The organism is Streptomyces sp. NPDC002935 (assembly GCF_040611295.1).
Lineage (GTDB): Bacteria > Actinomycetota > Actinomycetes > Streptomycetales > Streptomycetaceae > Streptomyces.
The window spans coordinates 19128-38804 of sequence record NZ_JBEXNW010000034.1 but is presented as its reverse complement, the minus strand read 5'-3'; the positions used below and the strand labels follow the sequence as shown (position 1 = coordinate 38804).

General features: G+C 71.5%; 18 protein-coding genes. 10 read left to right on the top strand and 8 right to left on the bottom strand.

The window, feature by feature from the left end:
* Nucleotides 1-89: 89 nt before the first annotated feature.
* Nucleotides 90-767: a spermidine synthase gene (locus ABZX90_RS34165; RefSeq protein WP_351125187.1), complete on the bottom strand. Its 678-nt coding sequence runs from the start codon at nt 765-767 to the stop codon at nt 90-92.
* Between the two features lie 483 nt (nt 768-1250).
* Here ABZX90_RS34165 and ABZX90_RS34160 point away from each other — a divergent pair, with 483 nt between their 5' ends.
* The gene (locus ABZX90_RS34160) at nt 1251-2096 is read left to right on the top strand and encodes a rhomboid-like protein (RefSeq protein WP_355211470.1); all 846 of its coding nucleotides are present in this window, start codon (nt 1251-1253) and stop codon (nt 2094-2096) included.
* A gap of 69 nt (nt 2097-2165) precedes the next feature.
* Here the strand turns inward: ABZX90_RS34160 and ABZX90_RS34155 are convergent, their stop codons facing one another.
* Complete coding sequence (locus ABZX90_RS34155; RefSeq protein WP_355211467.1) at nt 2166-2867, bottom strand: GNAT family N-acetyltransferase; 702 nt, start codon at nt 2865-2867, stop codon at nt 2166-2168.
* 290 nt (nt 2868-3157) lie between these two features.
* Between ABZX90_RS34155 and lon the strand changes: the two genes are divergently transcribed.
* Nucleotides 3158-5572 carry an endopeptidase La gene (gene lon / locus ABZX90_RS34150; RefSeq protein ID WP_351124958.1) on the top strand — a complete coding sequence of 805 codons (2415 nt, stop codon included), beginning with the start codon at nt 3158-3160 and terminating at the stop codon, nt 5570-5572.
* A gap of 168 nt (nt 5573-5740) precedes the next feature.
* Here lon and ABZX90_RS34145 read toward each other — a convergent pair whose 3' ends face one another.
* Nucleotides 5741-6559, bottom strand: coding sequence for a lysozyme (locus tag ABZX90_RS34145; RefSeq protein ID WP_355211464.1), 819 nt, complete (start codon nt 6557-6559; stop codon nt 5741-5743).
* Between the two features lie 300 nt (nt 6560-6859).
* On the opposite strand from ABZX90_RS34145, the gene ABZX90_RS34140 reads away from it, so the two are divergent.
* A complete protein-coding gene (locus tag ABZX90_RS34140) occupies nt 6860-7378 on the top strand; it encodes a MarR family transcriptional regulator (RefSeq protein ID WP_355211461.1) in 519 nt (172 codons plus the stop codon).
* A gap of 75 nt (nt 7379-7453) precedes the next feature.
* On the opposite strand, the gene ABZX90_RS34135 is transcribed toward ABZX90_RS34140, so the two are convergent.
* Complete coding sequence (locus ABZX90_RS34135) at nt 7454-8242, bottom strand: protein phosphatase 2C domain-containing protein (protein ID WP_355211458.1); 789 nt, start codon at nt 8240-8242, stop codon at nt 7454-7456.
* Between the two features lie 357 nt (nt 8243-8599).
* Between ABZX90_RS34135 and ABZX90_RS34130 the strand changes: the two genes are divergently transcribed.
* From ABZX90_RS34130 to ABZX90_RS34100, 7 genes are all read left to right on the top strand, one after another.
* The gene (locus ABZX90_RS34130) at nt 8600-11914 is read left to right on the top strand and encodes a nitrate- and nitrite sensing domain-containing protein (RefSeq protein ID WP_355211455.1); all 3315 of its coding nucleotides are present in this window, start codon (nt 8600-8602) and stop codon (nt 11912-11914) included.
* On the top strand, nt 11911-12411 hold the full coding sequence (locus ABZX90_RS34125) for a roadblock/LC7 domain-containing protein (RefSeq protein ID WP_351124971.1): 501 nt from the start codon (nt 11911-11913) through the stop codon (nt 12409-12411). The genes ABZX90_RS34130 and ABZX90_RS34125 overlap by 4 nt, the downstream gene beginning before the upstream one ends.
* Nucleotides 12411-12851: a DUF742 domain-containing protein gene (locus tag ABZX90_RS34120; RefSeq protein ID WP_355211452.1), complete on the top strand. Its 441-nt coding sequence runs from the start codon at nt 12411-12413 to the stop codon at nt 12849-12851. Before ABZX90_RS34125 ends, ABZX90_RS34120 begins: the two co-directional genes overlap by 1 nt.
* Complete coding sequence (locus tag ABZX90_RS34115; protein WP_351124977.1) at nt 12832-13470, top strand: ATP/GTP-binding protein; 639 nt, start codon at nt 12832-12834, stop codon at nt 13468-13470. The genes ABZX90_RS34120 and ABZX90_RS34115 overlap by 20 nt, the downstream gene beginning before the upstream one ends.
* A 31-nt stretch (nt 13471-13501) precedes the next feature.
* The gene (locus tag ABZX90_RS34110; protein ID WP_355211448.1) at nt 13502-14755 is read left to right on the top strand and encodes a styrene monooxygenase/indole monooxygenase family protein; all 1254 of its coding nucleotides are present in this window, start codon (nt 13502-13504) and stop codon (nt 14753-14755) included.
* 240 nt (nt 14756-14995) lie between these two features.
* Nucleotides 14996-15694 (top strand): RNA polymerase sigma factor, encoded by a 699-nt coding sequence (locus ABZX90_RS34105; RefSeq protein ID WP_351124983.1) that lies wholly within the window; start codon nt 14996-14998, stop codon nt 15692-15694.
* Nucleotides 15691-16788: a CU044_5270 family protein gene (locus tag ABZX90_RS34100; RefSeq protein WP_355211445.1), complete on the top strand. Its 1098-nt coding sequence runs from the start codon at nt 15691-15693 to the stop codon at nt 16786-16788. Before ABZX90_RS34105 ends, ABZX90_RS34100 begins: the two co-directional genes overlap by 4 nt.
* Before the next feature lie 40 nt (nt 16789-16828).
* Here ABZX90_RS34100 and ABZX90_RS34095 read toward each other — a convergent pair whose 3' ends face one another.
* The 4 genes from ABZX90_RS34095 to ABZX90_RS34080 form a co-directional block, all read right to left on the bottom strand.
* Nucleotides 16829-17251 (bottom strand): hypothetical protein, encoded by a 423-nt coding sequence (locus tag ABZX90_RS34095; RefSeq protein ID WP_355211442.1) that lies wholly within the window; start codon nt 17249-17251, stop codon nt 16829-16831.
* Nucleotides 17252-17327: 76 nt separating this feature from the next.
* Nucleotides 17328-18485 (bottom strand): NlpC/P60 family protein, encoded by a 1158-nt coding sequence (locus tag ABZX90_RS34090; RefSeq protein ID WP_355211439.1) that lies wholly within the window; start codon nt 18483-18485, stop codon nt 17328-17330.
* A 109-nt stretch (nt 18486-18594) separates the two neighbouring features.
* Entirely contained in the window at nt 18595-18915 is a 321-nt protein-coding gene (locus ABZX90_RS34085) for a hypothetical protein (RefSeq protein WP_351124993.1), read from the bottom strand.
* A gap of 10 nt (nt 18916-18925) precedes the next feature.
* Nucleotides 18926-19651 (bottom strand): TetR/AcrR family transcriptional regulator, encoded by a 726-nt coding sequence (locus ABZX90_RS34080; protein WP_355211435.1) that lies wholly within the window; start codon nt 19649-19651, stop codon nt 18926-18928.
* Nucleotides 19652-19677 lie beyond the last annotated feature (26 nt).

The following is a 19677-nucleotide window of genomic DNA, read 5'->3' as shown; positions in this document are numbered from 1 at the left end:
CGGAATCCGTGGGGTGATTCCATGACTGCGCTTGACGCTTGAATGATCCGCGTCAGTGAAGCAGGGTACGGGCAGTCGCCGTGCCGCGGCTATCCAGGCCTTACCGCGAGGTGCACGACGTCGGGCACGCCCCGGGCAACGGGGATCTCTTCGGTACGGACCCGCTGGAATCCGGCATTCCGCAAGGTTTCTTCAAATTCCGGAGAGGGCTGGGCCGACCACACGGCGAGCACGCCGCCCGGCTTCAACGCCCTTGCGCAGCTTGCCAGTCCGGGCTTCCCGTACAGTCCCGCGTTGCCCTCGGTGACCGTCCAGCCGGGTCCGTTGTCGATGTCGAGGCACAGCGCGTCGAACGTGTCGGAAATCTCATTGACGTAGTCGACGAGATCGGCCTCGACGATGTCGGCACGGGGATCGGTGAGCGCCCGGGCCGAGAGCCCGGCGAGGGGGCCGCCGCGGTGCCAGTCGATGATGGCCCGCTCACGCTCGACCACCGTGATGCGCCCCCAGCGGCGGTCCGCGGCGGCGTGTGCGAGCGAGAACCCGACACCGAGCCCGCCGATCAGGACACGGGGCTCCGGGCGCCCGTCCAGTGCGTCGTACGCCGCGTCCATGAGCCGCCGCTCGGAACGCCCGTCGGACGTGTCCATCAGGAAGCACCCGTTGGCGATGATCTGCAGCAGCGCGCCGTGGCGCCGCAACACGACCTCGCCGTACGGGCCCTGGCGGCGGTCGATGACCACAGGAGTGTCGTACGAGGCAGTCATGGCCGCCATCCTGGCATTTTCACCAGGACGAGTGGCAGGAATTACCGCCCGAACCCCCGCCATCGAGCGCGGCGGTTCGAAGGGCAGCCGTCCCCTTCCTGGGCCGTGCGGACAGGGCGGAGGCGTGATGCGTCGGCCGCTCTTGAGGCGTGCGGTGGTCCGACGCCTTGGCCCTTGCTTGAGGAGTTGCTGTGAATCGGCCCGGACGTGGCGCCGGTCATAGACAGTGACAGGGGAGGCGCGAAGGGTGGGGCGTGACGGAAGGAGCGCCGCACCGTGGACGGGAGCACCACCGAGCGAGCCGACGCGCCCACCGGCCGCGCTGACGTGTCCCATGGCCGACCCGATGCCTCCATCGGCCGAGACGGTGCCTCCATCGGCCGAGACGGTGCCTCCGCCGGCCGAGACGGTGCCTCCATCGGTCGAGACGGTGCGTCCGGCGGGCCGGAGCCGGGTGAGCCTCTCCTGAACCTTCTCGCCGGGATGCCCCGGCAGCGCACCTGCTCCGCACCGCGACCGGCCTCGCCCGCCCCGTCGGCCCCTCCGGCCCCCGTGACCGATGGCGCCCGACGCGTTCTCCCCGCACGGCTCGGCGGCAGCGGCACCCTCGCCCGGCGGTTCGGTGGCCTCCGTGCCGGGCGGCTTCTGCCCTCGCCGCTCGGGACTCCGTTCACCTTCGGGTACGCGGCCGTCCTCGCCGTCACCTCGTACCTCGCCGAACACATGGACCCCGCGTCGGTGCACGCCCTGCACCAGGCGTCCAGTACGGACGTCGCGCACCTCGTGCGGCATCCGGTGTTCGTCCTGATCGCGAGCGCGCTGTGGATCGTCGGCGGGGTCGCCTCGCCGTACGCGGTCGGCTGTCTGCTGATACTGACCGCGCTGGAGCGCCGTACCGGCACGGCGCGCGCGGCCGGCGTCTTCCTGCTCGGGCATGCGGTGGCCACGCTGGTCACCGAGGTGCCCGTCGGGCTGGCGGTGCTTGCGGGTCGACTGCCCGCCGGCTCGCTGCACCGGCTCGACTACGGCATCAGCTACGGCGTCGCCGCGAGCGTCGGCTCGCTCGCGGGGCTCCTTTCGCCGTGGCTGCGCCTGCCGCTCCTGACCGGCCTCGGCTCGGTCCTCGCGGCGGACCTGATCGCCTTCGACGACCCCATGGCGAACTGGGGACACCTGATAGCACTGGCGATCGGCGTCGCGACCTGGCCGTTGGTACGGGAGCGGAAGCGGGCGCGGGAGGGGCATGGCGCGAGCCCCCCGGGCCGGGCACGCCGCACTGAGGCGCCGGACGGGCCTGGGGACCCCGGCCTGAGGAGTGGACCGGGCTGAGGTTGGACCTGGCCCGGGGTGGACCCGCCGGATCGGAGGTGCCTCGTGACCCTGTCGGGAGCGGGCGGACTACGGCTCCTCGCGCCGGTTCCCCACGAAGTGCCCGCTCAGCAGGGGCGCCTCCACCCGCCACCCCAGTGACTCGTACAGCGCCCGCCCCTCCGGTGTCCCCGCCAGGACTCCGGTCTCGGCGCCCTGGTCCGCCGCGGCCCGGGTGAGGGTCCGCATGACGAAGCGGCCGAGCCCCCGCCGCCGGTGCTCCACCGACGTCTCCAACTGGTCGACGACCGCCGTCCCACCCGTGGGAGCGATCTGGCCGCGAGCCGCCCAGGAGCCGTCCGATGCCGTGACCAGGGCGCGTGTGACGCCACCTCGGGTCCACGTGCGCAGCCGGTAGCCGTCGGGCAGGGCACTGTCGGGGGTGGCGCTCCGCGTGTCGGTCAGGGGCACGGACATCAGGTAGCCGGGCTCGGGGTCGATCCACCAGCCCGCGCCGAGCCAGGCCCGGACGGCCGAGGGTTCGGCGAAGACCTTGAGCCACACTCCGGCCGCGGTCACCGCGTCCGCGACCTTGCGGACCGAGGCCTCCTCGACATCGTCGTTCGTCGCCCCGAGGACATGGCGCGTCACGTGCCCCTTCTGTCCCACGTCGATCGTGTACCCCCATCCCTCGACGACGGGCGGCGCCGCCCCGCGCGAGACGACCCATCCGTCCACCCAGGCCCGCACGATCCTGTCCACCGCTGCCCCCTGCGCTCGCATCTGGTCCATGTAGCTGGTCGATGCAGTCCGTGTAAGGGTCACTCTTCGATGTGAGCCATTACCTACCCGGTGATGATGCCAGGGCGGCCCGGCGTCGCGCCACCCCTTGAAGGGCGTTCCGGCGGCGGCTTCTCGCTCGACCGGCTCCCGGCCCCGCGGGCGGCTGATGACCAGCGGCGATGTGCAGGGAACACCGGCCGTCGGAAGTGATCGCTCACAGCGAACAGCCCTCGGGGAACAATGGGGGGCTCCCATGCATTGAGTCGGCATAGCTCAACTTGACTGCCGAAGGGGAGATCATGGCTTCGACGTCCGCATCACTCACCCTGCCCGTGCTGCCGCTCGACGACGAGGTCGTGCTGCCCGGGATGGTGGTTCCGCTGGATCTGAACGACACCGATGTGCGCGCCGCGGTGGAGGCTGCTCAGGCCGCCGCCCGTTCAACGCCCGGCAAGCCTCAGGTACTCCTGGTGCCACGCATTGACGGGACCTACGCGAGCACCGGAGTGCTCGGCACCGTCGAGCAGGTCGGCCGGCTGGCCGACGGCGACCCGGGCGCCCTGATCCGAGGGCGTGGGCGCGTGAAGGTGGGCGCGGGGACCACCGGTCCCGGTGCCGCACTGTGGGTCGAGGGCACCCGGGTCGAGGAGACCGTGCCCGACCCGCTGCCCGGCCGGGTCGCCGACCTGGTCAAGGAATACAAGGCCCTGGCCACCAGCTGGCTGCGCAAGCGCGCCGCCTGGCAGGTGGTGGACCGGGTGCAGCAGATCGACGATGTTTCCGCCCTTGCCGACAATTCCGGTTACTCACCGTTCCTGTCCATCGAGCAGAAGGTCGAGCTGCTGGAGACCGCCGACCCGGTGGCCCGGCTGAAGCTCGCCACCGAGCAGCTCCGCGAGCACCTCGCCGAGCAGGATGTCGCCGAGTCCATCGCCAAGGACGTCCAGGAGGGCGTCGACAAGCAGCAGCGCGAGTTCCTGCTGCGGCGCCAGCTGGAGGCCGTACGCAAGGAACTGCGCGACCTCAAGGGCGAGGACGGCGAGGACGAGTCCGACGACTACCGTGCCCGCGTCGAGGCCGCGGACCTTCCGGAGAACGTCCGCGAAGCCGCCCTCAAGGAGGTCGAGAAGCTGGAGAGGTCCAGTGACCAGTCGCCCGAGGGCAGCTGGATCCGGACCTGGCTCGACACCGTCCTGGAACTGCCGTGGAACGAGCGGACCGAGGACGAGTACGACATCAGGGGCGCCCAGTCCGTGCTCGACGCCGAGCACGCCGGTCTGGAGGACGTGAAGGAGCGCATCACCGAGTACCTCGCCGTGCGCAAGCGGCGCTCCGAGCGCGGTCTCGGAGTCGTCGGCGGCCGGCGCGGCGGTGCCGTGCTCGCGCTCGTCGGCCCGCCCGGCGTCGGCAAGACCTCGCTCGGCGAGTCCGTCGCGCACGCCATGGGCCGCAAGTTCGTCCGCGTCGCCCTCGGCGGTGTACGGGACGAGGCCGAGATCCGCGGACACCGCCGTACGTACGTCGGCGCGCTGCCCGGCCGGATCGTCCGCGCCATCAAGGAGGCCGGGTCGATGAACCCGGTGGTCCTGCTCGACGAGATCGACAAGGTCGGCTCCGACTACCGGGGAGACCCGGCCGCGGCGCTGCTCGAAGTCCTCGACCCGGCGCAGAACCACACCTTCCGCGACCACTACCTGGAGGTCGAACTCGATCTCTCCGACGTCGTGTTCCTGGCCACGGCCAATGTGCTCGAAGCCATCCCGGAGGCCCTGCTCGACCGTATGGAGCTGGTCCGCCTCGACGGCTACACCGAGGACGAGAAGGTCGTCATCGCCCGGGACCACCTGCTGCCGCGCCAGCTGGAGCGGGCCGGTCTGGAGAAGGACGAGGTCGTCCTCGACGAGAGCGCGCTGCGCAAGCTCGCCGGGGAGTACACCCGCGAAGCGGGCGTGCGGAACCTGGAGCGGGGCATCGCCCGGCTCCTGCGCAAGGTCGCGGCCCAGCACGAACTGGGGGCCCGGGAGCTGCCGTTCACGGTGACCGACGCCGACCTGCGCGGGCTCATCGGGCGCCCGCACCACGTGCCCGAGGCCGCTCAGGACCCGGCCGAGCGCCGCACGGCTGTGCCCGGTGTCGCCACCGGTCTGGCCGTCACGGGCGCGGGCGGTGACGTCCTCTACGTGGAGGCGTCGCTGGCAGACCCGGAGACGGGCGCGGCCGGTCTGACCCTCACCGGTCAGCTGGGCGACGTGATGAAGGAGTCGGCCCAGATCGCGCTCTCCTTCCTGCGCTCGCACGGAGCGGAGCTCGAACTGCCCGTCGGCGACCTGAAGGACCGGGGTGCGCACATCCACTTCCCGGCGGGCGCCGTCCCCAAGGACGGTCCGAGCGCGGGCGTCACGATGACGACCGCACTGGCGTCGCTCCTGTCCGGCCGGCTGGTCCGCACCGATGTGGCCATGACCGGCGAGGTCTCGCTGACCGGCCGTGTCCTGCCGATCGGCGGCGTGAAGCAGAAGCTGCTCGCCGCGCACCGGGCGGGTGTCACGACCGTGATCATCCCGAAGCGCAACGAGGCCGATCTGGACGACGTCCCGGCCGAGGTCCTGGAGAAGCTCGACGTCCACGCCGTCACGGACGTCCGCCAGGTCCTGGAGCTGGCACTCGCGCCGGCGACGAACGGCGCGGTGCCGGGGGTTCCGGTAGCGGCGTGACAGACGTTGCCGGAAGGGAAGGCCCGGGTCCCGTGAGGGAGGCCCGGGCCTTCGCCGTACGTCATGGCAGTACGTCATGGCCGTACGGCATTACTGGAGCGTCGCCGTACGGCGGTCGCGCACGTCCGGGACGTACGTCATCGCCGCACGGCCGCGCCGCGCCGTGCGTCAGCCGGTCGCGAGCGCCTGTACGCGGTCCAGGGCGCCGTTGAACTTGTCGTGGTCCCCGACCGTCGGGCCGGACGACGTGTACTGCCACATCGTGTAGTACCCCCAGCCCGCCGGAAGGGTCCCGGGATCGGAGGCGTAGCGCGCGATCCACAGCGGGTTGGCGGAGGCGAAGCCGCTGTAGTTGCCGGTGCACTGGGTCCACCAGCTGGCGGCCGTGTAGATCACCGCGTCGCGCCCGGTACGGGCCTTGTACTGGGTGAGGAAGCTGCTGATCCAGCTGACCATCGCGCTCTGCGTCTTGCCGTAGCAGGCGGCCCCGTACGGGTTCCACTCGATGTCGAGGGCTCCGGGCAGCGTCTTGCCGTCCCGGGACCAGCCGCCGCCGTGGTCGACGAAGTAGTTGGCCTGGGTGGCGCCGGTCGTGGTGTCCGGGGTCGCGAAATGGTACGAACCGCGGATCATGCCGACGTTGTACGCGCCGTTGTACTGCTGGGCGAAGTACGGGTTCGTGTAGTACGTCCCCTCGCTCGCCTTGGTGTAGGCCCACCTGACCCCGCTGCTCCACAGCGTCGACCAGGCGACGTTGCCCTGGTAGCCGGAGACGTCCACGCCTTCCGTCTGGGTGGCGTCACCGGTGGACGGCGTGCCGTCCTGGCCGTCGTGGGCGATGACCCCCATGCCCATCCGGGCGGAGCCCCGGGCGGGGGTGTCGGCGGCGGAGGAGGGGAGGGAGTACAGGAGGGAGAAGGCGGCGAGCAGGGTTCCTACCGCGAGCGCGCGCAGGCGGTGGGCCGTTCCGGATCTGTGCACGGGCATGTGCGTGCCTCCGAAGGGCGATGGAACTCCGGAGGGGCTCGGTGGAGCTCGCCGGAGCTCGGTGGGGGGAAAGCGCGGGCACGCGTGCCGTAGGGGGGATCAGGTCGTCCTTGACCTGGGTGGCGTGCGCATGCCAGCAAATAAGTGTCTGATAAAGAAGCTACGCACGTAGACGACGGCGTGGGAAGAGGGGCCGGAGGCTGCCGTTGGTCTACGCCTGCGAAATACTGGCGGAGCTGCGGCAACGGCGAGTTCTGGCAGAAACTTTCAGGATCGGGAAACCGGGTCAGGGGTGCTGACGTGCACGAGGACGGAAACGACGGCGGTCGACCGGTCGAATCCGACGTGTCGGGAAATGGTGTGGACCGGTCCGCGACGCCCGGCGGCGCGGAGCGCGAGTTCCTTTCCCTGGAGCGCGAGTTGACCGTGTTCCTGCGCCGCGCCCGCGCCAGTCAGGGGGAGATGGCCCGCGAGGTCCATCCGGACCTGGAGTCCGCCGCGTACGGACTCCTCGTCCGTCTCGAGGAGTGCGGCCGCCAGCGCGCCACGGAACTCGCCGCCTACATCGGCGTCGGCAAGGCCACCATGTCCCGGCAACTGCGCGCCCTGGAGGAGCTGGGCCTGGTGGCACGCGAACCCGACCCCGCCGACGGACGCGCCTGGCTCGTCCACCTCACCGACGAGGGCCGCGGCCGCGTCACCAGCGTCCGCGAGGCCCGCCGGGCCCGCTATGTGAGCCAACTCGCCCACTGGGACCACAACGAGGTCGCGGAACTCGCCCGGCTGCTGCATCAGCTCAACCGCGGCATGGAGAAGTAGCCCCGCCCGGCCGCCGTTCACATCCCCTCGTACCTCCTCGTAACCCCTCCCGCCCCCCGTGCCCCTCGCATCCCCTCACATCTCCACGAACACCACCGTCGCGTCGTCGTGCGTCTTGCTGCGCCGCAGCCGCAGCCGTTCCTTCGCGTCCGCGCGTTCCAGCGCCCGCACGCGCTCGACGAGGGACGGGGGGCCCTCCTTGCGTACGAGGGCGAACAGGTCGGCCCAGTCGCCCTCCTGGAACTTCTCCACCCAGCGGGTGGCACCGTCCGTGAGGGCCGTCAGGGCGCGCACGGAGGCGCGGGGGAGCGTGCCCGTCACCGCGCGAGCGGCCACCGCCGGATCCGCGGCCGCCGTGAAGAAGCCGCCCTCCTTGTTGCGGACGGTGGAGTCCGCGACGGCGTCCGTGGTGAGCGCGGCGCGGGGGAGGCGGGAGAGGCGGTCGTCCAGCAGGGCGGTCACCTCACCGGTGGGGGACTCCACCAGCAGGGCCGAGTCGGAGAGGACCAGGTACTCGACCTCGGAAGCGGACCACCGCGCGAGGACGACGGTTGCCTGGGGTGTGCGCGGGTGAGAAAGGTCACAGGCGTCGGCGTGTGCGTCGGCCACCCGGCGAATCGCCCGGGACAGCACCTCCGACAGGGGCAAATCCCCCTGCGAAACGGACAGTTCGGTCAGTGCTCCACCGAGCCGCGCGCAGAACCAGGCGACCGGGTGAACACAGCCGTAGTCGCCCCGAGGGGGTGTCACCCCGTCGAGTACGACCAGTGAACCGCCCTGTCCTGAAGCGGGAAGTCCGACCGATGCGAAGTCCTCATTGGGGCGGTCCGGGTCGCCGGGCTCCGAGACGAGTTCAGTACGCATACCGCCAGTCTGCACGAGCCCTTCACACGGTCCGTGAAACACCGGCGAGGACCGCCCGACGTGCGGACCGGCAGCTCAGACGCCAGGTTTGGCATGGAATGATCGACTCCGGCAACACGTGGCGGCGAATACTGCCAAAGCGCGTCCCCGACGTCCAACCGGCCCACCGCGCGGGCCCCTCGCGCGCGCCCCGGGAACTTGCCCGCCAACTCCCCTCCGATGTTCACTCCTTCGGGTGGCGGGTCAGATGATGCGGGACCACTGCCCACCGGCACTGGGAGGGTCGGGAGCCGTACCGGGCGGACGCCGCGATTGACGGGACGTCACCCGGGCCCCAGATGGGTACACGAGTCAGGAATGCGAGCACCGGTGCAGAAGACGCGGCCGAGGCGCACAGGCAAGAAGACGGCCTCCAACTCCACAGAGGGGGGCGCCGTGAGTGACGCCACCGACTCCACGGGCCGGGGCAGGACCGCCCACGTGCGCAACCGGCTGATCGTGGCCGTGGCGGTCGTCGCGGCCGCCATCGCCGCGGCAGGCGCGCCCACAGTGCTGTCCGCCTCGCAACAACTGAACGACTCCCAGAACCTGGTGACGCTCGCCCAGCGCACCCAGCAGGCGCTGACCCTCGCGCACTCGCTGGCCGACGAGCGCGACGACGTCACCACGTACGTCGCCGCGGGCCGGCCCAAGGTCAAGGCGCCCTCCGAGCAGCGCAGCGCGCGCGTCGACCGTCAGGTCGACGAGCTGCGGGCGGACGACGACGCCCCCGCTACGCTGATCAAGGACCTCGACGGCATCGCGGCCCTCAGGCGAGCGGCGCTCACCGGGAAGAGCACGGCCCTCGACACGCACCAGGCGTACTCCGAGGCCATCGCCGAACTCCACGCCCTCGCCGAGGACCTGGCCGACCGGATGCCGCTGCGCGCGGGCTCCGGCGCGCACTCCCTCGCCGAGCTGGACACCGCCGTCCAGCAGTCCGCCGCCGCCCGCGGACTGCTCCTGGCGGCCCTCGGCATCCCGCGCACCACCCAGACCGTCATCGACCCCATCACGGGTCTGGCGACCACCACGAACACCTCGTCGGATGCCGACACCAAGCAGCGCGACGCCCTGAGCGCCGCCGCCCAGCAGGCCCGCCTGCGCTCCGACGCGGCCCTCGCCGACTTCCGCGAGACCGCGCCGAAGAAGGCCGTGGCGTCCTACGACTCCACGGTCACCGGCCCCGACGTCGGCTCGGCCGACAAGTACCTGGCGAGCCTCACCGGCCAGCCGAAACTCTCCGACTCCGCGCTCGACACCGGCACCAAGAAACTGGACGCCACCCTGTCCGCCCGGATCGAGCTGATGCGCGGCGCCGAGGCCTCCCTCAACGACCACCGCACCAAGGACCTCGAACAGCTGCGGGACGACGACGTCACCGCGCTGGAGATCCGCATCACCCTCCTCGGTGTCCTGCTGCTCGTCGCCGCCGGCGTCACGATGGCCATGGCCCGCACCCTCACCCGGCCGCTCGCCGTCCTGCGCCTCGGCTCGGCCCGGCTCGCCGCCGACCCGAGCTCCCGGGAACCGGTCAAGTTCACCGGCCGCAACGACGAGTTCGCCCAGGTCGTCCGCTCCGTCAACGCGCTGCACACGCACGCCGCGACGCTGCACGAGCGGATCGCCACCCTCGAAGGCGACCGCAAGCACCTCATCGGCCAGCGCCAGCTCATGGCCGACGAGCGCGACAAGCTGCGCGGCGAACTCGCCGAGGCGGCAGCCCACTTGCAGCAGGTGCGCGGCACCATCCACAGCACCTTCGTCAACCTCGCGCTGCGCACCCTCGGCCTCGTCGAGCGCCAGCTCGGCGTCATCGAGGGCCTGGAGGAGCGCGAGCAGGACCCGGACCGCCTCTCCACCCTGTTCAAGCTCGACCACTTCGCCACCGTCATGCGGCGGCACAGCGAGAACCTCCTCGTCCTCGCGGGCGCCGAGCACGTCCAGCACCACGCGGGCCCGGTCCCGCTCGTCGACGTCGTACGGGCCGCGGTCAGCGAGATCGAGCGGTACGAGCGGGTGCGGATCGCCGCGCTGCCGCCGCACGCGCACATCGCCGGGTTCGCCGCCGACGACCTCAGTCACCTGGTGGCCGAACTCCTGGAGAACGCCTCCTCGTTCTCGCCGCCCGACCTGCCCGTCGAGGTCTCCGGCTGGCTCCTGGAGAGCGGCGAGGTGATGCTCTCCGTGCAGGACGAGGGCATCGGCATGACCGACGAGCGGATGAGCCACCTCAACGCCCGCCTCGCCGAGTTCGACCCGGCGGACACGTACGACCAGGAGAGCGGCGAGGGACTCGGGCTCGGCCTGTACGTGGTGGCCCGGCTCGCCCACCGGCACGGCGTACGGGCACAGCTCCGTGAGCAGAAGCAGGGCGGGGTGGCCGCCGTGGTCGTCCTGCCCAAGGCACTGCTGGCCGCCGCGCCGTCGGCGACCGTCCCCGCGTCCACCCGGCTGGTCGGCGGCGCACCCCAGGTGGCTCTGCCCGGCGCCGACGCCGAGGCCAACTCCAATGTCCTGCGCGGCCGTTCGGTCCGCAGGGCGGCGGCCCCGGTCCCCGGCGAGGACCCGCTGATCGCGGCGGCCCAGGCGGCCGTACGGGACGCCGGTCCCGAGGCGGACACGAAGTCCGAGCAGGCACCGGTCCCCGCGCCCGAACCGGCCGCGCAGACCCCGCTCATCCCGGCACCCCGCGAGCCCCAGCCGTCCGCCGAGCCGCACCCCGAACTCGCGGCCGAGACCACGATGGAGCTGCTGCTCCCGGAACTCGCACCGGAAGCGGTCGCGTCGGACGCCTCCGGACCTGGATCTCCCGCACGGGAAGCCTCCGCGCCGGAAGCGTCCGCACCGGAAGCCCCGGCATCCGAAGCCCCGGCTCCGGTCACCCCCGCACGGGCCTCCGCCGCACCGGCTTCCGCCGCACCGGCTTCCGCCGCACCGGCCACCCCCGCACCGGCCACCGCCGAGGCGGCGTCCGGCGGCACGGGGACGGCATCCGGGCCGGCCTCCGATCCCGCCTACGGCGCAACCGAGTCGGCCCCCGGCCCCGCCGCACCCGCACCGGCTTCCCCCGAGGCGGCCGGAGACCTCGCCGAGCCGGCTCCCGGCTTCGACGCGGCACCGATGCCCGGCACGGACGAGACGGTCCCCGGCGCGGACGGGACGGTCCCCGGTGTCACCGAGGCCGCCTCCCGCTCCGGCGCGCCGGCCGCCGAGTCGGCCCGGGCGGCGGAGCTGCCCGACGGGACCACCACGGACCCGTACGCCATCGGCCCCGACAGCCACGAGCGTGCCTCCGACGAGGACGCGCGGCTCACCGACAAGGGCCTGCCCAAGCGCACGCCGAAGATCTCCGCCCCCGCCGCGGCCCCTCGGCCACGCGTGGGCGGTGTGGACGCCGATGCCCTGCGCCGCAGGCTGGGCGGGTTCCACCGGGGCGCGGTCGAGGGCCGTCGCGACGTGGAGGCGGAAATCGCCGACCGGACGGCGGAAACCCCCACGCCCGCCGGACAGACACCGTCGGCACCCGTGCCCACCGCACACGCCGCCGCAGGACACGCGCCCACCGCGCACCAGCTCAACGCACAGGACGTAGAAGCATCGGGGGGCACAGTCGAGGAGGCAAGCAGTTGACCGCGACCAGTACCTTCGGCCTGAGCAGCGAAGCACGTAACCTGCACTGGCTGCTGACCAATCTCGTCGAGGAGGTGCCGGGCCTCCTGTCGGTCGCGGTCGTCTCCTCCGACGGCCTGCTGTTGCTCTCCTCCGACCCCGGCCGCAACGCCGAGGCGAGGACGGCCGACAGCACCCGGCCCACCGGCCCCAAGGGCTCCGCCGCCGACCTCGCCACCATCGTCTCCGGCATCGGCAGCCTCACCATCGGCGCCGCCAAGCTGATGGACGGCGGCGGCGTCAAACAGACCATGGTCGCGATGGACGACGGCAGCCTGTTCGTCATGGCGATCAGCGACGGCTCGCTGCTCGGAGTACACGGCTCCCCGGACTGCGACATGAGCGTGGTGGCGTACCACATGGCGCTCTTCGTCGGCCGGGCAGGACACGTCCTGACCCCCGAGCTGCGCATCGAGCTCCGGAAGTCCCTTGAGGCCGACGCTCTCGGAAGTGCCTGATGACCGCTTCGAACGGCGTCCAGAAGCTCCCCGTCCGCGGCGGCGGCCGCAAGCCCGCCCGCGTGCGCCCCTACTCGCTCACCGGCGGACGCACGCGCTTCGGCCACGTCCTGCTGGTGGAGACCTTCGTGGCCGCGCTGGAGGCCCCGGAGACGCGCAACGAGCTGACTGGGGGCACCTCCCATGCGTTGAGCTATGGGGGAGGGTCGCTCACGCACCGGGTGATGCCCGAGATGCGGGCCATCGTCGAACTCTGCCGCCGGATGCGCACGGTGGCCGAGATCGCCGCCCTCCTCAGGATGCCGCTCGGAGTGGTCCGAGTGCTGCTGAGCGACCTGGCGGACCAGGGAAAGATCCGTGTGTACGGAACAGGTCACGGCCCGGGACAGCCGGACCGCGCTCTGCTGGAAAGGGTGCTGAGTGGACTCCGTCGTCTCTGACGCCGAACCTGGCGTCGCCCCCCTCCTCGACGAAGAGGAGAATCTGCAGGCCTGGCAGACGGACCGCACGCGTGCGCCGATCGCCACCAAGATCGTGGTGGCGGGCGGCTTCGGCGTCGGCAAGACCACGCTCGTCACCGCCGTCTCGGAGATCACGCCTCTTCAGACGGAGGCGCTGATGACCCGGGCCAGTGAGGACACCGACGACCTCACGGGTACGCCGGAGAAGCTGACCACCACCGTGGCCATGGACTTCGGCCGCATCACGCTCGACGACGACCTGGTGCTCTACCTCTTCGGTACGCCGGGCCAGCAGCGTTTCTGGTTCATGTGGGACGACCTGGTGCGCGGCGCGATCGGCGCGGTGGTCCTCGCCGACACCCGCCGCCTCTCGGACTGCTTCCCGGCGCTCGACTACTTCGAGAGCTGCGGACTGCCGTACGTCGTCGCCGTCAACCACTTCGACGGCAGCGACGTGTTCGAGCCGGACGACGTGCGCGAAGCCCTCACGGTTCCTCCGCACATACCTGTCATGATCATGGACGCGCGCCGCCGGATCTCGGTCGTCGAGACCCTGCTCGCTCTGGTCGGTCACGCGCTCGAAGTCAGCCCCGAATAGGGACGCCTAGGTCCTAGGAGAAGCAACCCGCATGCGGAAGATACTCGTCGTCGGAGCCGGCCAGTCCGGACTCCAGCTCGCCCTCGGCCTCCAGTCGCAGGGGTACGAGGTCACCCTGATGTCGAACCGGACGGCGGACGAGATCCGGACCGGACGGGTCATGTCGACGCAGTGCATGTTCGACAGGGCACTCCAGTACGAGCGCGATCTCCAGCTGAACTTCTGGGAGTCCCAGGCCCCGAAGATCGAAGGGCTCGGCGTTTCGGTCGCGGCCCCCGGCTCCTTCGACCCGGGCCCCTCGCAGCGGGCCATCGACTGGGTCGGCAAGCTCGACGGGTACGCGCAGTCGGTCGACCAGCGGGTCAAGATGGCCGGCTGGATGGAGACGTTCGCGCAGCGCGGCGGCCAGCTGGTCATCCACGGCGCGGCGGTCTCCGACCTCGACTACTTCTCCCGCGCGTACGACCTGGTCCTCGTCTCGGCGGGCAAGGGCGAACTCGTCTCGATGTTCGGCCGCGACGCCGCCCGCTCCCCGTACACCGAGCCGCAGCGCGCCCTCGCGGTGGCCTACGTCCACGGGCTCGGCCCGCGTCCGGAGCACCCGGACTACGACGCGGTCCGCTGCAACCTGGTCCCCGGCGTCGGCGAGCTGTTCATCATGCCGACCCTCACCACTTCGGGCCGCGCCGACATCCTCTTCTGGGAGGGCATACCCGGCGGCCCGCTCGACGTCTTCAACGGCGTCAAGGACCCCGCCGAGCACCTCTCCCTGACCCTGGAACTCATGGAGCGTTTCACGCCCTGGGAGTACGCGCGGGCCACCAACGTCGAACTGACCGACGCGGGCGGCACGTTGTCCGGGCGGTACGCCCCCACCGTGCGCAACCCGATCGGCCGCCTCCCCGGCGGCGGACTGGTCCTCGGCGTCGCGGATGTCGTCGTGGCCAACGACCCGATCACCGGCCAGGGCTCCAACTCGGCCTCCAAGTGCGCCGCCGCCTACCTCGCCTCGATCGTCGAGCAGGGCGACAAGCCCTTCGACGAGGAGTGGATGCAGGCGACGTTCGACCGCTACTGGGACACCGCGCAGCACGTCACCAAGTGGACCAACGCGATGCTGGGCGTCCCGCCGGAGCACGTGCTCAACCTGATCGGCGCAGCGGGCCAACTCCCGCCCGTCGCCGACCGGTTCGCCAACGGCTTCAACGACCCGGCCGACTTCGAGAACTTCTTCTTCGAGCCGGAGAAGACAGCCGCCTACCTGGCGTCGGTCACCGGGGCCTGACGGTCGTCCGACCCACCCGCACCACGCGAGATCAGAGGCCCGGACACAGCGTCCGGGCCTCTTTGCTGTGGGCCGGCGCACTCGTACACCGTCCGCCGGCCGGGACGAAGTGCGACGGCCGCTCGTGTCAGGCTTCAGCCCGGTGTCCGGCGGCTGGACGGCACCTCCGCCGTCCCGTGTGACGCGGATCACGGGAACCCGGTGTGCGTGGATCGACAGTTAATGAAGGTGAGCACTGACATGCGTACCCGGATACGTGCCGGGGATCCGAGCGCGTTCGCCGAGCTGTACGACAGCTACGCCCGCGCCGTCTACAACCACGCCTTCCGCCTCACCGCCGACTGGTCCGCGGCGGAGGACGTGATGGCCGAGACCTTCATGGAGGCGTGGCGGCTGCGTGACCGGGTCTGCGCCGAGGGCGGCAGCCTGCGGCCGTGGCTGCTGGGCGTGGCGATCAATGTCGCCCGTGGCCACCATCGCAGCAACCGGCGCTACCGGGCCGCGGCGAACGCCGCCGCGGAGGTCGAGACGGCGCTGCCCGACCACGCCGACGAGGTGGCGGGCCGGCTCGACGACCGACGGCGTATCGCCGCCGCCCTGCGCGCGCTTGCCGCACTGCGCAGACCCGAGCGCGAGGTTCTGACGCTGTGCCTCTGGGAGGGGCTGGAGTACACGGCCGCGGCCGAGGCGCTCGGCATCGCCGTCGGAACGGTGCGCTCACGCCTCTCCCGCGCACGCGCCAAACTGCGCAAACTCACCGAGGCCGAACTCGGCGGCCACCCTGCCGCCCTGGCGGCGCCGGTCCCGTACACGGACCACCGCGCCGAAGAACGCGCGGGAAAACTCGTACGGGGAAATCGGGAACTCGGCCGGCCGGATCGACAGACAAGAGGAGAACACATCCACTCGATCCGGCCCGTATCGGAAGGAAATCGATGAAAGCGAGCCAGTCCCGGCAGAGTCCGGCCGAGTGGGAGGAGAGCGCGCCTCTCCTCCCACAGACTGCGCGCGATCTCCCGGCGGGCCGTCACCAGTTCCACAAGGAGCGTTTGATGGCCCACATCCAGCAGGACACCCAGCGGGACGCGAACACCACGAAGGCCGCCCCCACCCTGCCGAAGCCCCGAGGGCTCCGCCTGCTGCGCCCGGCGTTCGTGCTGCCCGCGATGGCGCTGGCCGGCGCGGTCGTCGCCGGGACGCTGCTGATCGACAGCGGCGTGCACAGCGGTGGTCTCGCGACCGGACCCGCAGCGACCGTCCCGGTCGGCGCCACGACGACCAAGGGCCTGTCGCAGCTGATCGACCAGGTCTCACTGGCGGCGGCCGAGGAGACCCACCCCACGGTCAAGCCCGGTCAGTACGTCTACATCGAGTCCCAGGATTCCGGCACCTTCGTGAAGACGGTCGGCGACGAGGGCAGCCTCGTCAGCTACGCGCTGCACAAGCGACAGATCTGGCAGTCCGCCGACGGCACCAAGGGCTGGCTGATCGACGCGGCCGTCAACGACAGCTCCGAGGGCGAGACGCTGAGCCTGCCCGACGAGCAGGGCAACACCCCCGAGGCCGGCCTGAACCACCCGTCGTACGACTTCCTGGCCCGGCTGACCACCGACCCCGACAAACTGCTGAAGCGGATCTACGAGGAGACCGCGGGGCAGGGCAACACCCCCGATCAGCAGGCGTTCACCACGATCGGTGACCTGCTCTCCGAGAGCTACCCGCCCGCGGAGCTCTACCCGGCCCTGTTCAAGGCCGCCGCGAAGATCCCGGGAGTGGTCGTGGTGAACGACGCCAAGGACGCGCTCGGCCGCTCGGGCGTCGCGGTGGCGCGGCTGGACGAGACCGGCGGCGAACGCGAGGAATGGATCTTCGACAAGAAGACCCACGTCTTCCTCGGCGAGCGGACCGTGCAGGTCAAGTCGGTCTCCCAGGACGGGGTCGTCATCAAGCCCGGCACCGTCCGCGGCATCAGCGCCATCACCAAGCGCGCGATCGTCGACGGCATGAAGCAGACCCCGGAGCAGAAGGGCTGAGGTCCCGGTCGACGAGGCCCGCCCGGCGGAGCGACAGCCCCTAGTCGCAGCCGGGCGGGTTCTTCTCGGCCGGCACGAACTGGAGGGTGGGCATGCCCGCCGCGTCGAAGTTCGCGGTGTCCGGGCCGATCAGGGTCATGTAGCCGGAGAGCGTCTGGCTGTACCGCGGAGCACGTTTCCCCTTGACCTGCTCGACGCCGGGGAAGACCGTGTCGAGCGTCCACCAACGGCCCCCGAACTTGACCCACTTGATTCCGCAGTGCGTATAGATGTCGTACGGGTACGGCTTGTGCTGCACGGGCTCGGCCGGCCCTTTCCTCCAGTGGCCCGCCTCGGGGGTGCGGGCGGGCAGGGTGGGGCCGTGGTAGCCCTCGGCGGTCGGGGTGTCGGTCAGGGACGAGCAGCCGGTGAGCAACAGCCCGGCGCTCAGGAGCAGGGTGGCGGCTCGGCGCGATGTCTTCATGGTCCCAGGACGCCCGGGGTTCGGCTTCCGTTCGATCCCGGCGGTCCTCCGGCCGCGCCGGTCCCGGGGGCGGGCGCTAGCTCGTCCCGGTGGCCGGTGCGGCGGAGGCGTAGCCCTCGTCGGTTCCGTCCGTGGCGCCCTCGGGGAGCTTCGGTGGCGTGTAGTGCCCCATGGGCTCCCCGTCCGGATCCGGACGCACCGCGCCCAGCAGCGGGTTCGCCGCGATGGGTGACACCTTGATCTTCGACCCGGGCCGCGGTGCCTGCACCACCATCCCGTCGCCCAGGTAGATGGCGACGTGTGTGGCCTCGGGGAAGTAGATCACCAGATCACCGGGACGCAGCTCGCTCAGTGGGATCTTCGGGAGGTGCGCCCACTGTTCCTGGCTGGTGCGGGGGATGGGTCGGCCGGCCCGCTCCCAGGCCTGTGACGTCAGCCCCGAGCAGTCGTAGGCGGCCGGGCCCTCCGCGCCCCACTCGTACGGCTTCCCGACCTGCTCGACGGCGTAGCGCAGTGCCTCCCCGCCCTCCCGCGACGGCGGCCGCACGCTGCTGAGCGCGCCGGACGCCATGAACTTCTTCTGTGCCGCGGCCGTCCCCGACTTCTCGAACCTGTCCAGCTCGACGAGTTGCTCCGCGGTGAGCGAGGCGAGCAGCTTCTGGACGTCGTCGAGCCGCTCGCGCACCCTGTCCCGCTCCTTCCGCTGTCGTTCGGCGAGGGAGAGCTGGCCGTCCAGGGCCTTGCGGGCCGCACGCGCGAGGTCGTCGATCCTCTTCTCGTTGCCCGTCACCCGCTGCACGGTCTCGGCCCGCTCCAGCGACAACTGTCCGATCAGATGCCCCTGGTCGAGGGCGTGCTGCGGATCCCGGGCGAGCAGCAGCCGTACGTACGAGGAGATCTCGCCGCTGCTCTGGTACTGCTGCCGGGCCAGCCGCCCCGCGGCGCCGCGGCTGTCGTGCAGCGAGAGGCGGGCCCTGGCGAGTCCGGCGTCGAGCCTGCCGACCTCCGCGCGCTGCTTCTTCAGTTTCTCGGCGGTCCCGTTGTACGTCTCGGTGGCGCGTTCGGCGTCCTGGTACAGCCGCTGAAGATCCGTCAGCAGCGAGGCGACGGACCGCTGGGCATCGGTCCCCGAACCCGCAGCGGGCTCCGGGACGGCCACCGCGGGCGTCGGCGAGAGCAGCGCCCCGGCCGTCACCACCGCCGTACAGACCAGACGCAGAAGCCTTCCTGACACGTCATCACCTCCGGTGCCGGGGTGGTCCGTCCACCACCCGTCTCGCACCGGAAGGATCGGGCGATCGCGTCCCGGGCGCGCGCCGGGTGACCGCTTCGGCCCAAGAAGGTCACTCGTCGGCGTTGCCGCCCGGCGTGGCGCCGCCGCCGGCTCCGCGCTTGTGCGTGCGCGGGGACCAGGGCAGCTTGAACCGGCGCCCCGACGTGTCGCCCTCGGGGTCGTACTCGTACTTCCACCCCTGATGCAGCCCGAGCCGCTTGCTCGTGGCCGCCTGGACGCGCCGGTAGACCAGCACGGTGGGCTTGCCGCCGTCCGCGTCGGGCACCGGAATCCGGTACGTCTTCGGCGGGTGACCGGTGATCCCGAGCAGGACGGGCAGGACGCGCCCGTCCAGCGGGCCACCGACAAAGGGGGTGTCTTCGTTCTTCACGGGACCAGTGTCACAGCAGGCGGGCCGCGTCCCCGACAACGGGCAGCACCCGGCGGACCAGCGCCCCCACGATGCCGTCCGGGCGCTCCAGCGCCAGCGCGGCCCGGACCACCGCCGCGGTCTGCGGATCGCGCCCGGCGCTCGCCGCGAGCGCCGCCACGAACTGCTCGACGAGCCAGTCCCGCAGCTCGTCCAGCGGCGGTTCTTTGTCCTCGTCGAGCCAGATCAGCGAGGCGGCCTCCACGGCCGTGATCCACATCCGTACGGTCATCCGCAGCCGGGGCCCGGGATCCTTCACCGCCAGATGATCGAGAATGTGCTCCGCCGCCGCCCTGCGGACCCCGTCGACTATGGCCGTGGTGCGCGAGGTCTCGATGACGCTCCCGCCCTGCAGCAGCGCGCTGAACCCGGCGTCGTGCTGATCGACGAACGCGAGGTACCGGTCGAGCGCCCGGGCGAGCCGCTGGGTGAGCGGCCCCTCCGGAGGCTCCGCGAAGCAGTGCTCCAGCTCCTGCGCGGCGGACCGCAGGGCAGCCTCGTACAACTGCTGCTTGCCGCCCGGGAAGTACCGGTACACGAGCGGCCGCGACACCCCGGCCGCCTCCGCCACGTCGTCCAGTGAGACCTCCTCGGGCACCCGCTGGGCGAACAGGGACAGCGCGGCTTCGAGCAGCTGACTGCGCCGCTCCTCGACGCTGAGCCGACGGTAGGCGGGGGTGGGAGCCTGCGAGGTCATGTCGGGCAGCGTAACCGCCCGCCGCC